Annotated in this window: 15 protein-coding genes; 4 read left to right on the top strand and 11 right to left on the bottom strand. The window is 70.2% G+C overall.

Features of this window, described 5'->3' with window-relative positions:
* Positions 1–77: 77 nt before the first annotated feature.
* Entirely contained in the window at positions 78–284 is a 207-nt protein-coding gene (locus ACZ6D7_RS02890) for a hypothetical protein (protein ID WP_469482695.1), read from the bottom strand.
* Between the two features lie 428 nt (positions 285–712).
* On the opposite strand from ACZ6D7_RS02890, the gene ACZ6D7_RS02885 reads away from it, so the two are divergent.
* The 3 genes from ACZ6D7_RS02885 to ACZ6D7_RS02875 are packed head-to-tail and all read left to right on the top strand — an operon-like array spanning position 713 to position 4,725.
* On the top strand, positions 713–2,851 hold the full coding sequence (locus tag ACZ6D7_RS02885; protein ID WP_469482693.1) for a helix-turn-helix transcriptional regulator: 2,139 nt from the start codon (positions 713–715) through the stop codon (positions 2,849–2,851).
* Between the two features lie 3 nt (positions 2,852–2,854).
* Positions 2,855–3,850, top strand: coding sequence for a hypothetical protein (locus ACZ6D7_RS02880; protein WP_469482691.1), 996 nt, complete (start codon positions 2,855–2,857; stop codon positions 3,848–3,850).
* Complete coding sequence (locus tag ACZ6D7_RS02875; protein WP_469482689.1) at positions 3,847–4,725, top strand: DUF6339 family protein; 879 nt, start codon at positions 3,847–3,849, stop codon at positions 4,723–4,725. Before ACZ6D7_RS02880 ends, ACZ6D7_RS02875 begins: the two co-directional genes overlap by 4 nt.
* A 10-nt stretch (positions 4,726–4,735) precedes the next feature.
* Here ACZ6D7_RS02875 and ACZ6D7_RS02870 read toward each other — a convergent pair whose 3' ends face one another.
* From ACZ6D7_RS02870 to ACZ6D7_RS02835, 8 genes are all read right to left on the bottom strand, one after another.
* The gene (locus ACZ6D7_RS02870) at positions 4,736–6,298 is read right to left on the bottom strand and encodes a DNA cytosine methyltransferase (protein ID WP_469482687.1); all 1,563 of its coding nucleotides are present in this window, start codon (positions 6,296–6,298) and stop codon (positions 4,736–4,738) included.
* A gap of 45 nt (positions 6,299–6,343) precedes the next feature.
* Positions 6,344–7,330: a DNA cytosine methyltransferase gene (locus ACZ6D7_RS02865; protein WP_469482685.1), complete on the bottom strand. Its 987-nt coding sequence runs from the start codon at positions 7,328–7,330 to the stop codon at positions 6,344–6,346.
* Entirely contained in the window at positions 7,327–7,740 is a 414-nt protein-coding gene (locus ACZ6D7_RS02860; protein ID WP_469483006.1) for a very short patch repair endonuclease, read from the bottom strand. Before ACZ6D7_RS02860 ends, ACZ6D7_RS02865 begins: the two co-directional genes overlap by 4 nt.
* 54 nt (positions 7,741–7,794) lie before the next feature.
* Entirely contained in the window at positions 7,795–10,737 is a 2,943-nt protein-coding gene (locus tag ACZ6D7_RS02855; RefSeq protein WP_469482683.1) for a Z1 domain-containing protein, read from the bottom strand.
* 51 nt (positions 10,738–10,788) lie between these two features.
* Positions 10,789–12,342, bottom strand: a complete 1,554-nt coding sequence (locus tag ACZ6D7_RS02850) for an ATP-binding protein (protein WP_469482681.1) — start codon at positions 12,340–12,342, stop codon at positions 10,789–10,791.
* Positions 12,343–12,571: 229 nt separating this feature from the next.
* Positions 12,572–12,991 (bottom strand): DUF3592 domain-containing protein, encoded by a 420-nt coding sequence (locus ACZ6D7_RS02845; RefSeq protein WP_469482679.1) that lies wholly within the window; start codon positions 12,989–12,991, stop codon positions 12,572–12,574.
* Between the two features lie 30 nt (positions 12,992–13,021).
* A complete protein-coding gene (locus tag ACZ6D7_RS02840; protein ID WP_469482677.1) occupies positions 13,022–14,041 on the bottom strand; it encodes a hypothetical protein in 1,020 nt (339 codons plus the stop codon).
* A 74-nt stretch (positions 14,042–14,115) separates the two neighbouring features.
* Positions 14,116–15,588, bottom strand: coding sequence for a glycoside hydrolase (locus ACZ6D7_RS02835; protein WP_469482675.1), 1,473 nt, complete (start codon positions 15,586–15,588; stop codon positions 14,116–14,118).
* A 213-nt stretch (positions 15,589–15,801) separates the two neighbouring features.
* On the opposite strand from ACZ6D7_RS02835, the gene ACZ6D7_RS02830 reads away from it, so the two are divergent.
* Positions 15,802–16,617, top strand: coding sequence for a class E sortase (locus ACZ6D7_RS02830; RefSeq protein ID WP_469482673.1), 816 nt, complete (start codon positions 15,802–15,804; stop codon positions 16,615–16,617).
* A 25-nt stretch (positions 16,618–16,642) separates the two neighbouring features.
* Here the strand turns inward: ACZ6D7_RS02830 and ACZ6D7_RS02825 are convergent, their stop codons facing one another.
* Positions 16,643–17,443 carry a DUF817 domain-containing protein gene (locus ACZ6D7_RS02825; RefSeq protein ID WP_469482672.1) on the bottom strand — a complete coding sequence of 267 codons (801 nt, stop codon included), beginning with the start codon at positions 17,441–17,443 and terminating at the stop codon, positions 16,643–16,645.
* A gap of 328 nt (positions 17,444–17,771) precedes the next feature.
* Positions 17,772–19,163, bottom strand: coding sequence for an MFS transporter (locus ACZ6D7_RS02820; RefSeq protein WP_469482670.1), 1,392 nt, complete (start codon positions 19,161–19,163; stop codon positions 17,772–17,774).
* Position 19,164 lies beyond the last annotated feature (1 nt).

Below are 19,164 nucleotides of genomic sequence, written 5' to 3'. Positions count from 1 at the left end.
GTGCGACCTGGGCAGATGTGGTTCGGCGACCCCGTGACCTCGCCGATCGCGCGTCGAGGGACATCGCCCGTCGCGGGTCAGTCGTCGTGGAGGTCGGTGGGTCCAGGACGGTGGTCGAAGAGCTCGTCGAATTCCTCGATCGTCATACCGAACGAGTCGAGAATCTGCTTTCTCTCCGTTTCGGAACAGGCTAAATGGAGCTGTAAGCGAACCGAGTTGATCTCGCGCATCGAATGAGGGGCGCAGTGGTGCGGAGGTTCCGTCTCGTCGGGAGGGGCTTCCATGGATTCGCGTCCTTAGGTACTTTTCGAGGATCCCCGCACCACAAGCACGTTCGGGGGTGTGAAAATGCAACAGGGCACAACTCACCCGTTGTCACACGGGAGTTCCCGAGTGAGGCGGACACTTTCCGCTGCCGTGATCCTAGGGTGCGTCACCCGTTCGGTCTACCCCAATTCCCGCCCGGGTTACCGGAGTTGACCTCTCCGATTTGCGTTGCGGTTTACGTCCGAGAACTTCCCGTCCCCCCTCCCGGCCGCCGCCGAACCGGCAATCTGGAGACAACTCCCGAATCGGGCCGATCGGGCAGGGTGGGCAGGTGTCGGAGAGGTCGATCGGGGCTTGTCAAGAGTCAGTTGACGTCTGTCCTCGCGTCAAATTAGCCTGTCCATGACTGTGGCACAACGACATACGGCAGAGAGTGGGAGGCCCCATGGAGGTCGGTGAGGAGTTCGGGCCCTGGTTGTCCCGTCAGTTGAGGCTGGCGAACAAGACGCAGGCGGAGCTGGCGGAGGAACTGGGGCTGACCCGCGCCGCCGTCTCGGCGTGGATCACCAAGCGCTCTGTCCCGCGCCCCACCGTCATGGGTGAGATCGCCAAGGCGCTCGGAACCGACCTGGGCACCGTGCACACCCGTACCACCGACACGCAGGCCGGCCTGCCGGTCACCTGGTACCACCGGCCCGGGTACCAGGACGGAGGACGCGACGGCGGAAACGCCGCGGCCTTCGCCTTCGACGCCGACGTCCAGGTCCTCGCGCGCGAGACCTGCCAGAACAGCCTCGACGAGCGCCTCGTGGAGAACGGACGACCCGTCCGGGTGCGCTACACCCTCCACGAACTCACCGGCGAGAAGCTGGAGGCGTTCCGCGCCGCCGTCCTCTGGGACGAACTCCTCCCCCACTACTCGGCCGTCTCCGAGTCCGCCGCCGATCAGAAGGTCGGCCGCGTCGTGGACGCAGGCGTGCGCGACATGTTCGAGAAGGGTCGACTGATCCTCCTCCGGATCGACGACTACAACGCCTCCGGCCTCACCGGCGACGACTACGGCGACGGCAAGTTCGCGGCCGTCGTCCGCAGGCAGTTGGAGAGCCTCAAGTCAGGGCGAGGCGCGGGCGGTTCCTACGGACTCGGCAAGGCGACGCTCTGGGCCACCAGCGCGCTGGGCATGGTGCTCATCAACTCCACGCTCTCCGTCCCGCACGAGGGGCGCACCGAGCGCCGCGTCATCGGACGGCTTGAGCTGCCGTGGCGTTCCGTCGGCGGCACCCCGTACGCGGGTCCCGCCTGGCTGGGCCGCCCCGACCCCGAGACGCACAACGCGGAGGTGGTCCGCTCCTGGTGGGCCGACGAGGAGACGGTCGAGCGCCTCCATCTCACCCGCGACAACGACGAGCCGGGCACGTCCTTCCTCATCGTCGGCGCCCACGACGTGGCGAGTCTCGAACAGGGCGGAACGGACGCCGACGACGAGGACGGAGGCGCGGACGCCGGGATCCGGGACATTCGCGTCATGCATCGACGTCTTGTCGAGGCCCTGGGCCGGGACTTCTGGGCGGCCATGACCGGAGGCGGCAGCAGGCTTCCGCTGTTGGAGACCTCGGTGCGCACGTATCGCAACGGTGAGATCGTCGTGGAGGAGGAGACGGTCGACCCCCTGGACACCCAGCCCTCGCGCAGCCGGGCACTGCGCGCGTTCTACGAAGGGACGACCGTGGACCGGCTCACCGAGGCCGGCCAGGTGGCCCTCCGCACCGTTCCGCTACGGCTCCCCCTGTCCGGCGGACGCTCGGGCACCCTCGGCACGCACCAGGGAGTGCTCCTGGTCACAGAGGCCGAGGACAGGGACGGGGTGCCGAACCAGGTCCACTCGCTGCGCGGCAACCGGATGACCATCAAGAAGTCGACCGTCCACGGTCTGCCTCTGGGAGTCACCCAGTTCCAGGCCGTGCTCCTGGTGGGCCACGCAGCGGGGGAGTCGGCTCCCTTCGCAGGGGAGGCCGAGGAGTTTCTGCGGGCCGCCGAGCCCCCCGAGCACGACCGATGGGGCCAGACCGAGGAGTTGACCCTCCGCTGGTCTCACAGCGCCCACAACCGGATCTCCCGACTCACCACTGAGGTCAACTCAGCCGTCAGGGAGCTGGTGGTCCGGCCGAAGCGCCCCGGCGCCGAGGAGAGTGCCAAGCTGCGCAAGAAACTCACCGTCCCGCGCAGGACCGCCGCACCCAAGCGCGGAACCGGGCCGGCCGTGCCGGAACTGGTCGAGCTGGACGCCGAGATCGGCGAGGACAGGGAGTGGCGGATCACCGCGGAGGTGAAACTTCCACGCGCCGACGAACTGCCCGCGATGACCCCTGTGGTCCTCCTCGACGTCCGCTCGGGCGGCAGGCCCAGACTCGACTGGGCCGAACTCGTCGCCGTGGAGGGCTGCGAGGTGGAGGGCGGCGTGCTGCACTTCGAGCAAGGCGCCCGCAAGGCGGTGTTCCGTGGGGCCACCGATCCGACCAGCCATCCGGTCCGCACCGAACTCACGCGACTCGCGCTCGAACTCCGTGCCGGTTCAGGGGAGTGAGGCATGAAGTTCTATCCGTACAAGCGACTCAACCGCCCGGTCGGTCTGAGGGTGACCTCGGTCTCGCTCAGGCTGCCCGACCGCACCCGTGACCACTTGGACACCTCTGCTTTCTCGACGCCGCAGAGGACCGTCGCCTTGGGCGTGGCGCAGCACGAGGACTGGCTGTCCGCCAGGATCGGGCTGTCCGCAACCCTGCCCCCCGGCGCCACCGACCCCGACGCCCCGTGGAGCGATCTACGGGTCCTCGCGGTGCTCACCGACGGCGACACCAACGTCCGCACCACGGTCGAACTCCGCCAGGACGCCCCGGACAGCAAGGAGTGGTCCGGCGCGATCGAGGTGCGCCGCGACGACCACGTCGGCCGTGCCGATCTGGCGGTCCACGCGGTCGCCACCGTGGACGGTGTGCAGGGCCGGGCGATCACCGAGACCGACACCGACTGGACGATCGACACGACCGCCGAGGAACCGCTCGGCGGACTCCGCCTCGACGTGAAGCAGACGAGCTTCACCAAGAGCGCGCGGGAGTGGTTGCGTCCCTACGCCGACGCCCCCTGGGTCGTCGACGCCTCGGGCCGGCTCCCGCTGGTGATGGTCAACACCGACGTCGAGGGGCTCTCCGACCTTCTCGGCGGCGAGACCGGCGGGATGGAGAACAAGGTCCACGAGCTGCTGCTCTCACAGATGGCCACCGACGTGTGGACGGCCGTCTTCCACAGTGCGGTCGGTGATCTGGAGGTCGAGCCCGACGGCTCGCCCGTGTTCCCCACCGACTGGAGGGGGGAGGTGCTGCGGGAGATGCTCCCCGACGTGGTGCCCGGCCTCCGTGCCGAGGACGCGTTGCGCCAGGTTCACCGGCGGCGGACCGGCGACGCGGGATGGGTGGAACTCCAGACCCGCGTCCACTACGCCGCCGTGCGTCGTGCCGGTGCGCGTCAGTCGCTCGCCAACGTCCTGCGCGCGCTTCAGCAGATCAACCGAGAGGACCGGCCGTGATCGAGCAGCCGCACCACCGTCCCGAGCGACTCGGACTGCTCTCCGCCACGGCCGCCGACCCCTTCCTCACCGAGGATCTGCTCCGGGGGATCCAGGGGCATGGGGGCGTGGACCTGGCGAAGGTCGTCGAGCCCCTCCCGGAGGAGGACCCCCGCTGGCGGGCGGAGCCCCTCCGGGAACTGATCGACGACGCATTGCACCAGTTCAAGGAGAACCGGACGGAGGCCGACGCCTGGTTGGCCCCCCGTCTGCACGCGGCTCTCCGCCTGACCCGGAGGGAAGCCGCCGACCGGCGGATCTGGAACCACCTCGCGCTCGGTGTCGCCCCGGACTACGTGGTGTGGCGGCATATCTCCGCGCCTTCGGCGAAGACTCCTGAGCCTCGTGTCGACCCGGCCCGTTTCAAGGGCGCCCCCGACCGGCAGTGCTTCTCACGGCTGTGGTGGGCGGCCGAACTGTTCCGCAACGGCGGGGACTACGCCCCGGTGGTGGTCGCCTGCTCCAATCAGGATCTGATCCACACCGTGATGCGGTCGGACCTGGTCGACCACCGTCCCACGGCCCAGGCGTTGGTCCGTGTCCTCCGGAGCGGCATCGCCACCACCGGCCGCGAGGTCAACGGCCTCATGGCCGCGATCAACACGGCCGGTGCCACCCTGGTCTACGACGCGATGGCCGCCGACGAGTGGCGGGATCCCGAAGATCTGCGCCGCTGGATCGACGAGGCCGAGACGGCTCCCCCCGTGCCCCGCCACGAGTTGCCGACGGGGCCGGAGGAGGAGCCCGTTCCCGAGGAGTCCGTGGAGACGCTCACCAAGTATTTCGCCGACCTCTTCGAGACGGCGCCGGTCCGAGGGCGGGCGCCGCAGGGGTGAGCCGGAGGGGTCACCTGCCGGTGAGTGGGTGACCCTCCAGGTCCTCCCGCCGGCGGATCCTCGCCGGCTCGCTCGGGGGACGCCAGTTCTCGAGCTTCGCCACGGCCTGCTCCAGCCTGGCGTCGGCCTCCTTCTCGCTCAGCTCCGGTTCGAGCACATGCCGGAGCACGTGCAGTGCGAGCCGGGGCGGCACCGCGTTGCCGATCTGCTGGGACCGGTCGCGGCCCCGCCAGGGGTAGGCCACGGGGAAAGTCTGGAGCACCCCGGCCTCGGCGAGTTCGAAACGGCCGAACCGGGGGAGGTCCGTGTCCGTGCCCTTGTGCACGAGCCGATTGCGGGACACCTTCCCGGTCACCGTCGACGACGGGTCGTCGTGGTCACGGCGTCCTCGCGCGCCCGGGTCGCCGCCTGTCCCATAGTTCGAGACGACGGTGAAGGCGGGGCGGTCCGGCAGGTCCAGGTCCGGAACGATCTCCCGCGCGATGTCCCGGGCCTTCTTCAGAGCGGCCTCCATGGACACCCAGGAGTCCTTCGGCCCCTTCCTCCTGCCCACGCTCTTCTCGTCGACCTCCCAGAGCCTGGCGTCCACGCGATCCGCGTCGCTGGAGGCGGCGGGAGCACCGCCCGGCCGGTACCGCTCGTGGGGCTCGTCCAGCTCCGGGATGTCGATCTCGCCGAGCCTGGCCATGAGCACGGCACGCCTGCGGGTCTGCGGGACGCCGAACGCCTCGGTGTGCATCATCTGCGTCCTGGTCCGGTAGCCGAGGGTGTCCAGCACCTTCTCGTACTCCACCCACACCGGCATCACGGCCGGCACCTGTTCCAGCACGACGGCCTCGTAGGGCACGAGCCCCGGGCGTCGGCTCCGTTCGATCACCCACCACAACGGTTGGAGGACGAGCCCCGTCCGTTCGTCGCCCAGTTCCTCCAACCTGACCCGGTGCGCGTCGAGGGACTTCTCCAGGGAGACGAGGCCGTCGAAGAGGCTCTTGAGGTCGGCGTCCCGGCGGGCGAGGCCGAGAGGCGCCTCCAGCGTCTTCAGAGCGATCTCGATCTCCTCGGTCGAGCAGCCGTGCTCGGCGAGGCTCTTCCTGGCCGCCTTGCGGGTGACCGAGCGGACCGCCTCGACCTCACGCTTCAGGGCTTTGACCGTGTCCGCCTCGGTCGCCTTGAGTCGCAGTTCTTCGGAGATCCCGCTCCAGGTACGGTCGACCTCACGCCAAGGCGTCTCCTTCGAGCGCACGGCGTCGTGCAGCCGCGCGATGTACTTCAGCACCTCGTCCAGGGCCCTGCGGCCGGCCCCGTGTCCGGCGACGGTGAACGTCTGGCAGGGCGGCCCGCCCGTCAGCACCTGGGCGTGCGGGAAGTCGGCGGCGCGGTAATCCCTCACGTCACCGGCGAACGTGTCCATCCCCGCCGCCGCACGGGTCTCACAGGCGTTGTCGTCCCATTCGATGCCGGTGACCCGGTGACCGAGGACATCCGCCGCCACATCCAGCCCTCCAGGCCCTGCGAACAGGTCCACGATGCGAAAAACCGCAGGTGAGGAGGGTGGGTGCGTGACGTGGCTCATGGGCGAGAAGTCTAGCCGGCCGGCAGGTGTGCCATCGCCCACCGGCTACTCCCGGCCCGAGGACCGCAGCGCGGTCGCGATCGCCTCGCCGAGTGCCCTGCCGACCGGCGGAGGGGTGGCATGGCCGATCTGTCGATATCGGGCGGTCTTCTGGCCCGTGATCCGCCACTCCGGGGGGAAGGCCTGGACGACGGCGGCCTGGTCCACCGTGAGCTTCGGCATCTGCGCCACGTCGTCCGAGCGGGGCCACGCGTAGTCCGCTCCCGGCACCTCGTCGGCGAACGCGTTCCCGTTGATCCCCATCCGCGCCCAGGCACGCTTCGTGCCGGTGGGGCCGACGTCGGCACCGCCCCGGTTGTCGGAGCCGCCGACGAGGGTCGGCGCCACGGCGCTCGCCTGATCCGCCCAGGCGTCGGCCTCCGGCCAACCCCGTGCCGCCATCGAGCCGCGCAGCGCCTGGCCGACCGAGACGTGCTCGCCCACAGTCGGCTCCGGCGGGGCGAAGGCACCGAACCAGGGCTTCTTGAGCGCCACCAGGACACCCTGTTCGCGGTCCTGTGGCACACCGAAGTCCGCGGCGTTCAGCACGAACCAGCGCAATCGGTAGCCGAGGTGGTCCAGTTCCTCCGCGACGAACCGGCGCACCTCCGCGTAGTCGGGCGAGTCGACGAGCGCCGGGAGATTCTCCAGCAGCAGGGCGCGCGGCTGGACCGCGTGGACCAGATAGATCGTGGCCGTGAGCAGCCGCAGTTCCGGCTCGCTGTCCGACCGTCCCACCGCGGCCGAGGACTTCACCCGGGGCAGGCCCGCCGAGAGCAGATCGACGTCCAGGGTCTCCGGGTGCTCTTCCGGGAGGAAGTCGATCAGGTCCTCGCAGACGACCTTCCAGTCCGGTCGATTGGCCAGAAGCGTCTCGCACGCCTGAGGCTTGTTGTCGAGCAGGAGCACCGGCGAGAAACCCGCGCTCTCCAGCCCCGACGCGAGGCCGCCCGCCCCCGCGCAGACGTCCACGAATCCCAGTCGGTCAGTCATTCGCTCCCCCGTCCGCCCCTTCGGCCGCCCTGCTCTCGTGTCTCCCGGACCACCGCCGCACGTACCGCTGTCGCGACCTCTTCCGCCGGCACGTGCTCCCAGAACCGCAGCACCGTCCACCCCTCCGCGACCAGGTGCTCCGTCGTCTCCCGATCGCGGGCCATGTTCCGGTCCAGCTTCTGCCGCCACCAGTCCGCGTTGGCCTTCGGATGCGTGGCGTGCTGAGGACACCCGTGCCAGAAACAGCCGTCGATGAGGACCGCGATCTTGGCCCGGGTGAAGGCCACGTCGATCCGTCGCCGGGGCATGCCCGGCACGGGATACTCCACGCGATAGCGCAGCCCGGCCGCATGCAGCAGGCGCCGTACGGCCAGCTCGACCCCGGTGTCCTTGCTCGCCTGTCTGCTCATGCGGGCCGAGACGGCGAGAGAGGAAGGCTTCACGCTGTTCACTGTCGTCGAGCCTCACGAACCCATGTCGTCACGGTTGATGATCGCCGCTTCCGCCCTGGTCGAGTCGATCGCGCGGAACCGCACCAGGGGACGGTCGCCCCGTGCCGTCGACGGCGGGGCGACGAAGGCGAAGGCCATGACGAGGTCACGCGGATCGATCGACCCGTCGGACACGATCCGGGGTTCGGATTCCACCACGGGATAGAGCACCAGCGCACCCCGGCGGGGGCGGACGTTCTGCTCGACGGCTGCGTTTCCGGTCAGGTTCGAGGCTCCCGCCAGACGCTTCGCCGCCGCGACGTGCTTGGGGTCTCGGATCGCGCCGAACAGAGGGCCGCGGCGGCGTGTGCGGCGCGCCACGGAGAAGGGGCCGTGCCCCAGTATGCGCGCTTCGTTCCGGCGAGCGGACGTCTGCATCGGAGCGATCACGATCCAGTCATCGATCGTGCCACCATCCCGACCGGCGTCCAGCAGGAACTCCAGGTGGGGTGAGAACTGCGCCGGGACGGACCAGCGCAGGTCGCACAGCACCTGGAGCAGTTCCTCGTGCGACACCGTGCCGACCCGGGCGTCGTACCGTGGGCCGCCGTCCAGACCGAGCGAGACGGGAGCGGAGGACAGTGCTCCGAGGACCGGCGCCCAGCACTCCGTGTTGTGACGCAGGGAGTCGGGGTCATCGGGGTAGGCGGTGGGTTCTTCCCAGACCCCCGGCGACCGCACTTCCACCAGCTCCGCGTTGAACATCTTGTTCCGAGCCGACGGCTTCACCCACGGCAGATGCTGGGCCACCAGCGGCGGGATCTGGGCGGGCGTGACCTGGGGTCGGCCGTCCACCAAGGGGGCGTAGCGGGCCAGCTCGGCGCGGAAGAGTTCCTCGTCGCGGCAGATCGCCTCGAAGGCCTCGTACAGATCGACCGTCTTCGCGGCGCGGCTCCTGCCGAGCTTCTCCTCACGGCCGATGTACAGCCGCACCAGGTCACGGTAGCCGGGTCGGAAGCCGAACCAACGGCCCATCTGCATCAACGTGTCCGCCTGCTGCGTCGTACGGCGGTAGTACGTGATCGTCAGGCCCTCGACGGTGAAACCGCGGGACAGCTTGGTGCCGCCGACCAGGATCTTCCAGACCTTCGGGGTGCGGTCGAAGTCGAGGTCGGGCTGGGAGTAGTCGCGCTCGCTCGCACCGTTGACCACGATGACGGGGGTGCCGCCCTTGTTGATGCGGTGGTGGGCCTCGTAGACGTAGCGCTTGAGCTCGGCGTACGTCGCGGGAGCGGGCAAGGAGTCTTCGGCGTGGGTACGGAAGTCCTTCTCGAAGAGGGACTCCAGGCGTGTGTGGCCCTCGGTGCCCGCGTAGGCGGCGTTGTGCCACATGGTTTCGATGCGCCGCGCGAGCGCGTCGTGTTCGGCCATGCGGACCGATTCGTGCACCAGCATCGTGTGATGCCGGAACGGGTGGGAGGGGACGCCTTCGTCCTCACGGTAGAGCTTCAGCGCGCCCGTGAGGACGAAGGCGTCCAGGGCCTCCTGAAGGCGGTCGTCCGTCGAGTCCTGGATCCCTCGGACATGTCTCCTCTCGGCCTCGCCCTCACCGCCGTCGACGACGTCCAGGTCATGGAAGTCCTGGACTCCCATGTACCCGGCGGGGCGAGGCAGCGAGATCAGGAAGTCGCGGGGGAAGATGTCCGCGTCGTCCCCCGGATCGATGAACACGTTGGCGAACGGGGTGGCCGTGTAGCCGACGTACTGGGCGCGCGGCAGGAGCGTGAGCAGCTGGGAGAGCAGCCCGTTGATGGCGGTGCGCTCGGTCCTGCCCTGCTCCCACTTCTTCGGGTCCAGGGTGTTGACGGAGGCCTGGTCGGACTCGTCGTCGATGATCAGAGCAGGCAGCTCCCCGAGGAGCCCGTGGATCTGCTTGAGGTCTTTGACCAGCTTGGTCAGGACGGACTTGTTCTTCTTGACCACCAGAACGCGGGCGGCCGTGTGGTGCAGGTTCGCCGGGTCGTGCAGGGGGCGGGTGGGCTCGCGCTTCTCGAACTCCAGGGCGCGGATTCCCTGGGCCAGGCTCTTGTAGTCGTTGTCGCGTGTCGTCAGCCGCTCGACGTCGAACGCGCCGAGCGTGGACGGGCGAGCGCCATGGCTGACGAAGTCGGGCCAGTCCCCGTCGTCACCGACATAGTCCACGCCGACGAGCGAGTCCACGTCCGTGACGTCCGCGCCGCGCAGGATGTTCTCCTGCCCGATCAGCTCCATGTCGAGGCGGCGCTGGGTCTGGGCGCGCAGCAGGTTGAGGGTGCCGCCCAGCACGATGACGAGCCGGTAGCCGGCATCGACGGCCTTGGCGGTGACGCCGGTGAAATTGGCCGTCTTGCCGGACTGCACGTAGCCGACGACCAGGCCCTTCGCCTGCCGGGCGGACGGCTGCTCGGGGTCGCTGAGGCGTTCGACGACCGCTCGGCTCGCCTCGTCCAGACTCGCTATCGCCGCGTCCGGCCAGCCCTTGGCCCGGAGCTTGCGCTCGTAGGCCCGCCAGTAGAACGAGCGTGCCGCCGCTCGCTCAGGGGTGTACCAGGGCGAGAACTCTCGCGTGATCACCGTGGGTCCGGGGATCTTCGCCACGGGCACCGCGGCGTCCAGTGCCTTGCGCAGGTCGCTCCCGAGGCGGAGCCGGTCGTAGACGGCCGTCCGCCGTTCGTCGGTGCGGGCTGCGGCGCCGGGTGACCACTGCGGTTCCTCGGCGAAGTCCCAGGCCGTCAGATGACGGCTCCACAGGGCCCGGAGGCCCTCGTCGCCGTCGACCAGACAGGCGTGGAACAGCTCCTCGCCGAGGTCGGCGTCCGGGTGGTCCTCGTCGGCGGCGAGGGCGGCCCAGCGGGCGAAATGCCGGGGGACGCTCCCCATGCCCGCCAGTGCGGAGGTGTGGATCTCGAGAAGCGTGGTGGCAGGGGCGACGCTCATGGGAAGTCCTTGGTAGCGGATCGGAGACGAAGCGGAGCAGCGGCGGTGCCGTCAGTACAGCCCTTGCTCCCGGCGGGCGCGCTGCGCCTCCACCGAGGCCAGGAGGATGGTGTTCCAGTAGTCCACGCGGTCCTGGCGGCCCCGCTCCCAGCGTCCGAGGCCGAAGAAGTCCTCCAGCAGCAGGTACAGCAGGGTCTTTGTGACCGGGGCGTCGTTGGCTCCGCCGCGCCGCCCGTCGCTGAAGTCCTCACGGAAGGCCTTGTTGAGGATCACGGCGTTGTTCTCTCGGTCCAGGCTGAAGAACCTGTCCGAGGGCACCGTCCCCCATCTGAACGTGATGGGCTCCTCGCCGGGCTTCTCGGGCAGCTCCTCCTTGACGACCCGCTTCACCTTCGGGTCCATGCCCTTTCCGGGGGGAGTGACGGGCTTGCGCACGATCTCGGTGCGCTTGGCTCCGTCCCTGTACGCGGTCTGGGCGTCGTCCAGGTAGCTGCGGAAGGTGTGCCCCCCGCTGTCCACGGCCTTCTCGACGCCGAGCGTGAAGGCGGGAGTCACCGTGATGGTCTCCTTCTTCACGTCGAGGCTGAGAACGCTGTTCTCGTGGGAAGGGAGGTCGACGGCGACCCGGGCCAGAACCAGGTGGCCTTCCGGGTTCCGCAGGCCGTTCCAGCCTCCGGCCTGCACGAGACGGTCGTTGCGGTAGAAGTAGAAGCCCTGCCGGTCGGTGAGCGCGCCGATCTGGCGGAAGCCGGCCTGCTTGGACTTGGCGGGCCAGATGTGAGCGGTCAGGCTCACCTCCCCCAGGCCTTCCACAGGTGCCGTGTACTGCCGGGGATAGCCCGCCTTGCCCGGCACCTTGTACCCGAACGGATCCAGGGCCTCCACCGCGATGTGGTCGACCTCCTCGCCGAAGCCCCGTTCGCCACTGCTCACGTCCCACACGGCGATGTCCAGCTGGAGACCCCGCTGGAGGAACCGGTGGAGGTAGAGCCCGAGATGGGTTTCGAGCCGGTAGATCGCCTTGGAGAGGAACTGGTCGCTCTGGCCGCGCGCGACCGTCTCGAAGGCGCGTACGCCGTCCCAGCGGATGATGGTGCCGTGCCATTCGATGACACCGTCGTAGCGGTCGACGAGGTCCTGCGCGTAGCGGTGGTTGACGGTGTCACAGCGGAAGCTGTCCTCGATGCCTTCGGCTGTGAGACGCCGCCCTGCGGCACGGCTGCGCTTCGTTCGGCTGACCACGGTGAGCGAGGAGGCATGCGACAGGGAGGCCGCTTTCAGACCCGTGCCGTACATGCCGAGAGCGTCGGTGCCGTAGTCGCGTCGGCGCCCCACGGTCATCGCCGCGTCCAGGCCTTCTTCGTCCATGCCCTTGCCGTTGTCGATGATCAGCAGGGTGAGGATCCGGTCGGCATCACGCAGGAAGTGCACGACGATCTTGTCGGCGCCGGCGTCGATGGAGTTGTCGATGAGGTCGGCGACAGCGACCTCGAAGCCGTATCCCTGATTGGTCAGTGCCCTGCCGTAGCCGGCATCCGGCGGGAGATGCGTGCTGCCGGTCGTGGGGACGTCGTACTGCCAATCGGCGCCGGACTCGTAGGGCATGCTTCCTCAAATGCACAGGTCAGGGGCAGCTTGATAAGTAGCAGCCCCTTACACACAACAGACGGAGAATGTGACGGTACTGCAAAGGTTGGACATAGAGGGAGACGGATGCCGAACGGGGGCGGTAAGTCCCTTATCTGACAACGGCTTTGGCCAAGGATGTTCCTCTCATGTCCCTTTTTGTCTTCATCCGTGCGCGGGCCGGTCCGGTGCTCGCACCGCCCTGCGCTCACACCAGGCCCCACACCCCCAACCCCACCCCGAACAAGCACAGGGCCACCCCGCACACCAGATAGGTGTAGGGGCTGAACGACGCCTGGGTCCGCACGACGACCACGCGCCGGGGGTCGTCGGGGTCGTAGCGGACGATCACCTCGTGGCCGGCCCGCAGGACGTGCCGGTCCGCGTTGAGGGGGGTCCGGCGGTAGGTCTGGTCGTGCGGGCCCGCCCGGTAGCGGACCTGGGCCGGGTGTACCGTGTCCCCCTCGCGGCGTGGGCCCCGGGCCACCTCGCCCCGCGTGCGCGTCCCGCGGACGCCGAGCCGGCGCAGGCCCTCGCGGCCCCGAAGGGCGCCCCGGATGACCCGCGCGCCGTAGGCCGCCCAGCCCACGGCGAAGATCAGGGCGAACGTCAGCCAGGGCTGGGTCACTGTGACCCACCCGGCGTGATGTGGCCGACGCTACGCCTCCGTGGTCCCGTGGCACCCCTCATAAGCAACCCCCGACCCACACCAACAACCGACCCCCCTCTGCGGCGGCCAAGCCACCGCCCGCCCCCGGGCCGCCAGTGTCGTCGCGTACTGCGGCAGCAGGTTCGTGTCGTCCGGGGACGCGGCCTCCGAGGCGGCGAAGGCCTCGTAGGACGGGACCGTGCCCGTCACGATGCCGAGGTTCGCGGTGCCGGAGGCGGCGAGCTCGCGCAGGGACGCCTCTATCGTCGCCAGGTGCTCCTCGTGGGAGGGGTATTCAGCGCCCAGCGAGGGATACGCGGCGACCAGTTCCGTCAGTTCCCCCGCCGGCCAGTGCAGGACCGCCACCGGGAAGGGGCGGGAGAGGGCCTCGCGGTAGGTGCCCAGTTCGGCGCGGAGGCGGGAGATCTCCGCCGCCAGCTCCGCCGGGTTGTCCGAGCCGAGGGACCACACGCGCTTCGGGTCGTGGAGTTCGTCCAGGGACACCGGGGAGGAGTGGAGGGCGTCCGCCACCACGTCCCATTCGTCGTGGACCGCGCCCAGCATCCGCCGTACCCGGTGGCGGCCGAAGAGGAGCGGGTGCGTGGCGTAGGGGGGCTCCGGGGCGTCCGTCAGGAGCAGCCGTACCCCCTCCGTGAACGTCTTCTCCGCCTGCTCCAGCTCGTCGTGGGACTCCAGTGCCTCCGCGACGATCACCCAGGGGGCCGGGTCGCGCGGGGCGGCCGCGCGGATGCCGTCGATGATCGCGCGGGCCTCGGCCTCGTGGCCGTACTCCCAGAGGTTCGAGGCCTTCAGGGCGCGGACCAGGTGGGGGGTGTCCAGGCTCTCCGCGGAGGACAGGAGGCGGTCGTAGAGCGCGGTCGCGCCGGCGCGGTCGCCGGCCAGTTCCCGGTGGGCCGCGGCCTGCAGCAGCAGGGCTTCCGCGTCCTCCGGATACAGGCCGGCGGTCCGCTCCAGGCGTGCCGCCTCGGCGGTGTGGTCGACGTTTTCGGCAGGCGTGTCGGGGCGCATGGACGACACCGTACTGCCCGTCGGTGACAAAGGAGAGATACGTGCAGGCCAGGGCCGACGGGAGGGCGAAGGCCCTACACCGTCACCCCGTCCACCTGGATCGTCTGCACCGACTTCGCCGCGAACGGCACGCTCACCGTCTTGCCGCTCAGGACGGTGTCCGAGTACGCCTTGTACTGGTCGCCGCCCGTGGTGACCGTGTTCCAGCGCGGGACGAGGCCGTTCGTGCCGCCCGTCACCGTCGTGAAGCCGGACAGGTCGAAGGTCAGGGTCTGGGCCGAGGGCGACGTGTTCGCGGCCACGATCACCAGCCGCTTCGCCGTCCGGTCGAGCGCCGCCACCGCGTGGCTCACGCCCGTGTCCAGAATCGTCATCCCGGGGCGGATGTGGCGGCTGAACTGCGCCATGACGTAGTACTTCGTCTGCACCGCGCCCGCCTGGAGCGTGCTCGCGTCGTACGCGATCATCGCCCAGGCCGCCGTCGGGTCCATGACCTGCCAGTAGACCCAGGCCGTGGGGTGCAGCCAGCGGAAGTCGTAGAGCAGGTTGCTTGCCATGGTCATGCCGGTGCCGTCGTTGTCGCCCGTCTCCGAGTTCCACAGCTTCTTTCCGGACGTCGTCACCACGTCCGTGTAGAGCAGGTCGCGGCGGCCGCCCGAGCCCTGGTAGCCGTGGACGTTGACCTGGTTCACGTACCCCTTCGTGGTGGAGGAGAAGGAGTTCCAGGTCGTACGGGCGAGGTCGTAGCTCGTCTCGTCCGACGCCGAGATCCGCGTCGACGTCAGGCCCCGCTTGTCCAGCTCGCTGCGCATGTACGGCAGGACGGCCGACTGGACCGCCGCGTCCATGTGGCAGCCCTCCTGGGTGCCCGTCGCCGTCCACCAGGACGACGAGGGCTCGTTGAAGGGGTCGACCGTCGCGAAGTTCACGCCCCAGTTGTTCTTGGCGTAGAGCGCGACGGCGGCCAGATGGGACGCGTGCTGGCGGTAGTTCCAGGACTGGAGGTTGTTGCCGCCGCCGGAGGCGCCGGAGGGGTTGTGGTTCAGGCACATCCACCACATGGGGGAGTTGGCGAACAGTTCGGTGGTCGCGCCCCTCGCCACCGCCTTCAGCAGCATCGCGCGCTGGGTCGCGTCCGCCGTCCACTTCCATGCCGAGGACGTGGGGTCCTCGTTGTTCCAGTCCTGCCAGTAGCCCTCGATCTGCTTGTACGCGGGGATGTTCGGGGAGGCGACCATGCTCTCGCCGCCCACGGTGTTCCAGCTGCATCCGCCGAGGTTGTAGCGGGCGATGTTCAGGCCGAGGCCGGGGAGTGTCGTGCCGTTGTACGTCACCGAGTTCGTCGTGAAGAAGATGTCGGCGAAGTCGTTGCGGGTGCCGAAGACGTTGGCCCACCAGGCGAGCGAGGTGCCCCAGCCCTCCCAGGTGCCGTACGTCGTGGAGGGGCTGACGGCGATCGTCGCGTCCGCGCGGGCGGTGCCCGTCGCGAGTGCGGTTCCGAAGAGCGCGCCGCCGGTTGCGGCCAGCAGTGTCCTGCGTCGGATCATGACTACTCCGCTCCGAGTCGTGGCCGGTCCCGTTCGGCCGAAACGAAGCATCGGGCGTGGCGCGTGGGGTTGTCGAGGGTTCTGACAGCCCTTTCTCAAACCTATGAACGAAGCCGGTGGCGGGGTTCGAGGGGGCGAACACCCAGGTCGTGTACGGGAGTCGGGGACGTACGGGTATGGAGACCTCGTCCCGCGCCCCTTATGGTGCCCCGCGTGCGGATTCCCCTCGTACAGCACAGCACCCGGCGACGGCGCGCCCGGATCCGTCGGGTGCTCTGGACCGGTGCCGAACTCCTCGTCACCGCAGGGCTGTTGGTCCTGCTCCTCGTCGCCCACCAGCTGTGGTGGACCAACCGGCAGGCCAAGGAGGGCGCCGAACGGAGGGTGGAGGCCCTGGAGCGGGAGTGGGGGGAACTCGACTCCGGCGGCGGCCTCGACTCCGGTGACGCCACCGAGTCCGGCTCCGGCGCATCCGGGAACCTTTCAGACCCCGGGTCCGACCCCGCCGGCGCCCAGCCCGGCGGCACCGGCACCGGCACCGGCACCGGCGCTGGCACCGCCACAGCGCCCCGCACCTCCGCCGCGTACGCCATCCTGACCGTCCCCCGCCTCGGCCTGCGCGTCCCGGTCGCCGAGGGCACCGGCAAGCAGAAGGTCCTCAACAAGGGGTACGCCGGTCACTACAGCCACACCCAACAGCCGGGCCAGGCGGGCAACTTCGCCCTCGCCGGGCACCGGAACACCCACGGCGAGCCCTTCCGGTACCTCAACCGCCTGAAGAAGGGCGACAAGATCGAGGTGGAGACCAGGGACGCGCGCTACACGTACACCGTCGACGCGGTCCTCCCGCGGACCTCGCCCCGCGACTCGGGTGTCATCCAGCCGGTTCCCCGCTCCCTGACCAGGCCGTCGTACGGCTACGACGTCCCCGGCCGCTACCTCACGCTCACCACCTGCACGCCGGAGTACACCTCCCGGTACCGGCTGGTGGTGTGGGGGAAGCTGTCCGCCACACGGCCTCGGGGGTAGACGTGGGCGGCCGGCCCGCGCGCGCCTATCCGGTCTCGGAGGCGGCCGTGGTGCGGCGGGCGCCGCAGATCACGAAGGTGACGCTGATCAGCAGGGCCCAGGAGACCCACTTGGACACGGAGACCGGCTCCCAGCCGTTCAGCTGGTACGGGTAGGTCCAGCCCCCGAGATAGGTGGCGATGTTCTCGGCCACCCAGAGGAAGAAGCCGATCAGCGCGAACGCGAGCGCCAGCGGCATACGGTGGCGCAGCTCGCCGACCGTGAAGTACCCCCAGGTTCCCGCCGTCGCGACCAGCAGCAGCGCGCCGAGCGGCAGCCGCAGGTCCGGCAGCCAGTGGTGGCTGAGGAAGTTGACGTAGAGGCCGACGGCCAGCGCGGCGGTGGCGCGCGGGCGGTAGCCGGTCAGGGAGAGGTCGAGCAGCCGCCAGGAGCGGCAGACGTAACTGCCGACGGCCGCGTACATGAAGCCGCCGTACAGCGGTACTCCCGCGATCTTGGCCAGGCCCGGCTCGGGGTAGATCCAGGAGCCGACGTGCACCTTCACCACCTCGAAGGCGAGCCCCAGCACATGGCAGGCGGCCACGACGGCGACCTCCCGCCGCGTCTCCCAGCCCAGCAGGTAGCCGACGGCGGTGAGCAGGACGCCGTAGACCAGCAGCAGGTCGTAGCGGGCCACCGGCAGGGGCGGGAGCAGCTTCGACACGGCCATCCCGCCGAACAGCGCGACGGCGAACGCGCAGCAGCGCGCCTGCACCCAGCCGAAGCGTGCGAGCTGCCGGACGAGCAGTCCGGCGCGCTCCGTGATCCCGAGCGTGCACATGTACATGTGGATGGAGAGCGTCCGGACGGTGATCGCGGTTGCGGCCTCATGGCACGCGTGACGGATCCCGCAGCGGCCGCAACAACGCCCGGACGGCCTCCGCCGCGCTCGGCGTGGTCAGCGCGAGCACGGGATCCGGTGTCCCGGAGGGCACTCTGGTCCAGTCCAGACCCGGAAGACGGCGCCGCCGTCCGGTCCGCCCGTGTCGAAGCCGTCCGGTCCGCCCGTGTCGAAGGAGACGCATCCGCCGAGTTCGTTCACGGCGTCCCGGCCGCCGGGCAGCCGGACCGGGGGTCCGTCGGCGATCTAGGGCCTGTCCGACGGAGGCCCCGGCTCACCGTCGGACGCCCCGGACCCCCACCACTCCCACGGCCCCGGCCACGGCCAGCACCGCCGACACCACCATCGCCACGTCGGCCCCCTGGGCGAGGCCGCCCGACCCCGTCGCGAGGGCGATCGTGAGGGCCACGCCCGCGCAGGAGCCCACGTACCGCAGGGTCTGCTGCGCCCCCGAACCCATGGCCGCCCGCGCCGCCGGTACCGACTCCACCGCGAGCAGCGGCAGCGCGGCGTTCAGCAGGCCGCTGCCGATGCCGGCGACGACGAAGCCGGGCAGCATGCGCTGCCAGGAGCCGGCGTCCACCGCGCCCAGGAGGGCGAGGACGCCCGCCGCGTGGAGGGCGAAGCCGAGGGCGAGCTGGGCGCGGGGCGGGACGCGGCCGGCGAGGCGGCGGGCCTGGAGGGCGACGACGAAGGAGAGGCCGGACCAGAGGAGGAACAGCCAGGCCGTGTCCATGGGGGACAGGCCGAGCGTGCGCTGGAGCACCGTCGGCAGGAAGCTGAACAGGCCGATCACCGCGAGCCCCGTCACCAGTCCGCCGATCGAGGACGCCAGGAAGTCGGGCCGGCGCAGCAGCGCGAGGTCGATCATCGGGGTGGCCGTTCTGCGCTCCACGGCCGCGAAGGCGGCCAGCAGGGCGATCGCCGCGACGAGGAGCAGTCCGACCGGCGCCCGCAGCCAGCCGTCCCGGCCCAGGGTGAGTGCCGCGATCAGGGCGACCGTCGCCGCCCCGAAGGTCGCCGCGCCGAGCAGGTCGGGCCGGCCGCCGCGCGGTGAGCGGGACTCCGCCAGGACGCGCGGCGCGAGGGCCGCGACCAGCAGGGTGGCGACGCCCAGCACGGCGTACACCAGCCGCCAGTCGGGCAGGGCGCCGCTGAGCACCGGGCTCACCGCGATGCCGCCGCTGACGAACGCGCCCCACACCCCGGTCGCCCGCAGCCGGCCGCGCGGAGTGGGGAAGGCGTGCACGAGCAGGCCCAGGCTGCTGGCGAGCAGGGCCGCGCTGGACGCGCCCTGCGCGACCCGGGCCAGGGTGAACTGCCAGGTCGTCGTCGCGAACCCGCCGAGCAGGGTGGTGAGGGCGAGGGCGAGCGTGCCCCACACGAAGACCCGGCGGCGGCCGTGGTCGTCGGCCAGGCTGCCGGCCACCAGCAGGACGGCGGCCAGGCCCAGCGGGGTGCCGTTGAGCAGCCAGGCCTGGGCGGACAGCGGGGTGTGCAGCTCGGCGGCGGTGTCGGCGAGCGTGACCATCGGCGCGGTGTACGTCATCAGAGCGAGGGCGGTGGCGGCGCTCGTCACGGCGAGGGTGGCGCCGGGGCGGACGACCGGCGGGGCCGCCACCGCACGCGGCTCGGGCGTGAAAGTTCGTTCAGTGAACCTACTCATG

This window comes from Streptomyces sp. NPDC041784 (assembly GCF_055591025.1).
Note: the sequence above shows the minus strand (reverse complement) of the source record. Positions and strands in the feature narration are given on the sequence as shown.

What these genes read in the sequence shown, in the direction of transcription:
- ACZ6D7_RS02865 (WP_469482685.1), bottom strand. Translation starts at nt 7,330, where the DNA reads ATGACTGACCGACTGGGATTCGTGGACGTCTGCGCGGGGGCGGGCGGC.
- ACZ6D7_RS02840 (WP_469482677.1), bottom strand. Translation starts at nt 14,041, where the DNA reads ATGCGCCCCGACACGCCTGCCGAAAACGTCGACCACACCGCCGAGGCG.
- ACZ6D7_RS02835 (WP_469482675.1), bottom strand. Translation starts at nt 15,588, where the DNA reads ATGATCCGACGCAGGACACTGCTGGCCGCAACCGGCGGCGCGCTCTTC.
- ACZ6D7_RS02855 (WP_469482683.1), bottom strand. Translation starts at nt 10,737, where the DNA reads ATGAGCGTCGCCCCTGCCACCACGCTTCTCGAGATCCACACCTCCGCA.
- ACZ6D7_RS02860 (WP_469483006.1), bottom strand. Translation starts at nt 7,740, where the DNA reads ATGAGCAGACAGGCGAGCAAGGACACCGGGGTCGAGCTGGCCGTACGG.
- ACZ6D7_RS02850 (WP_469482681.1), bottom strand. Translation starts at nt 12,342, where the DNA reads ATGCCCTACGAGTCCGGCGCCGATTGGCAGTACGACGTCCCCACGACC.
- ACZ6D7_RS02880 (WP_469482691.1), top strand. Translation starts at nt 2,855, where the DNA reads ATGAAGTTCTATCCGTACAAGCGACTCAACCGCCCGGTCGGTCTGAGG.
- ACZ6D7_RS02825 (WP_469482672.1), bottom strand. Translation starts at nt 17,443, where the DNA reads ATGTACATGTGCACGCTCGGGATCACGGAGCGCGCCGGACTGCTCGTC.
- ACZ6D7_RS02820 (WP_469482670.1), bottom strand. Translation starts at nt 19,163, where the DNA reads ATGAGTAGGTTCACTGAACGAACTTTCACGCCCGAGCCGCGTGCGGTG.
- ACZ6D7_RS02890 (WP_469482695.1), bottom strand. Translation starts at nt 284, where the DNA reads ATGGAAGCCCCTCCCGACGAGACGGAACCTCCGCACCACTGCGCCCCT.
- ACZ6D7_RS02885 (WP_469482693.1), top strand. Translation starts at nt 713, where the DNA reads ATGGAGGTCGGTGAGGAGTTCGGGCCCTGGTTGTCCCGTCAGTTGAGG.
- ACZ6D7_RS02870 (WP_469482687.1), bottom strand. Translation starts at nt 6,298, where the DNA reads ATGAGCCACGTCACGCACCCACCCTCCTCACCTGCGGTTTTTCGCATC.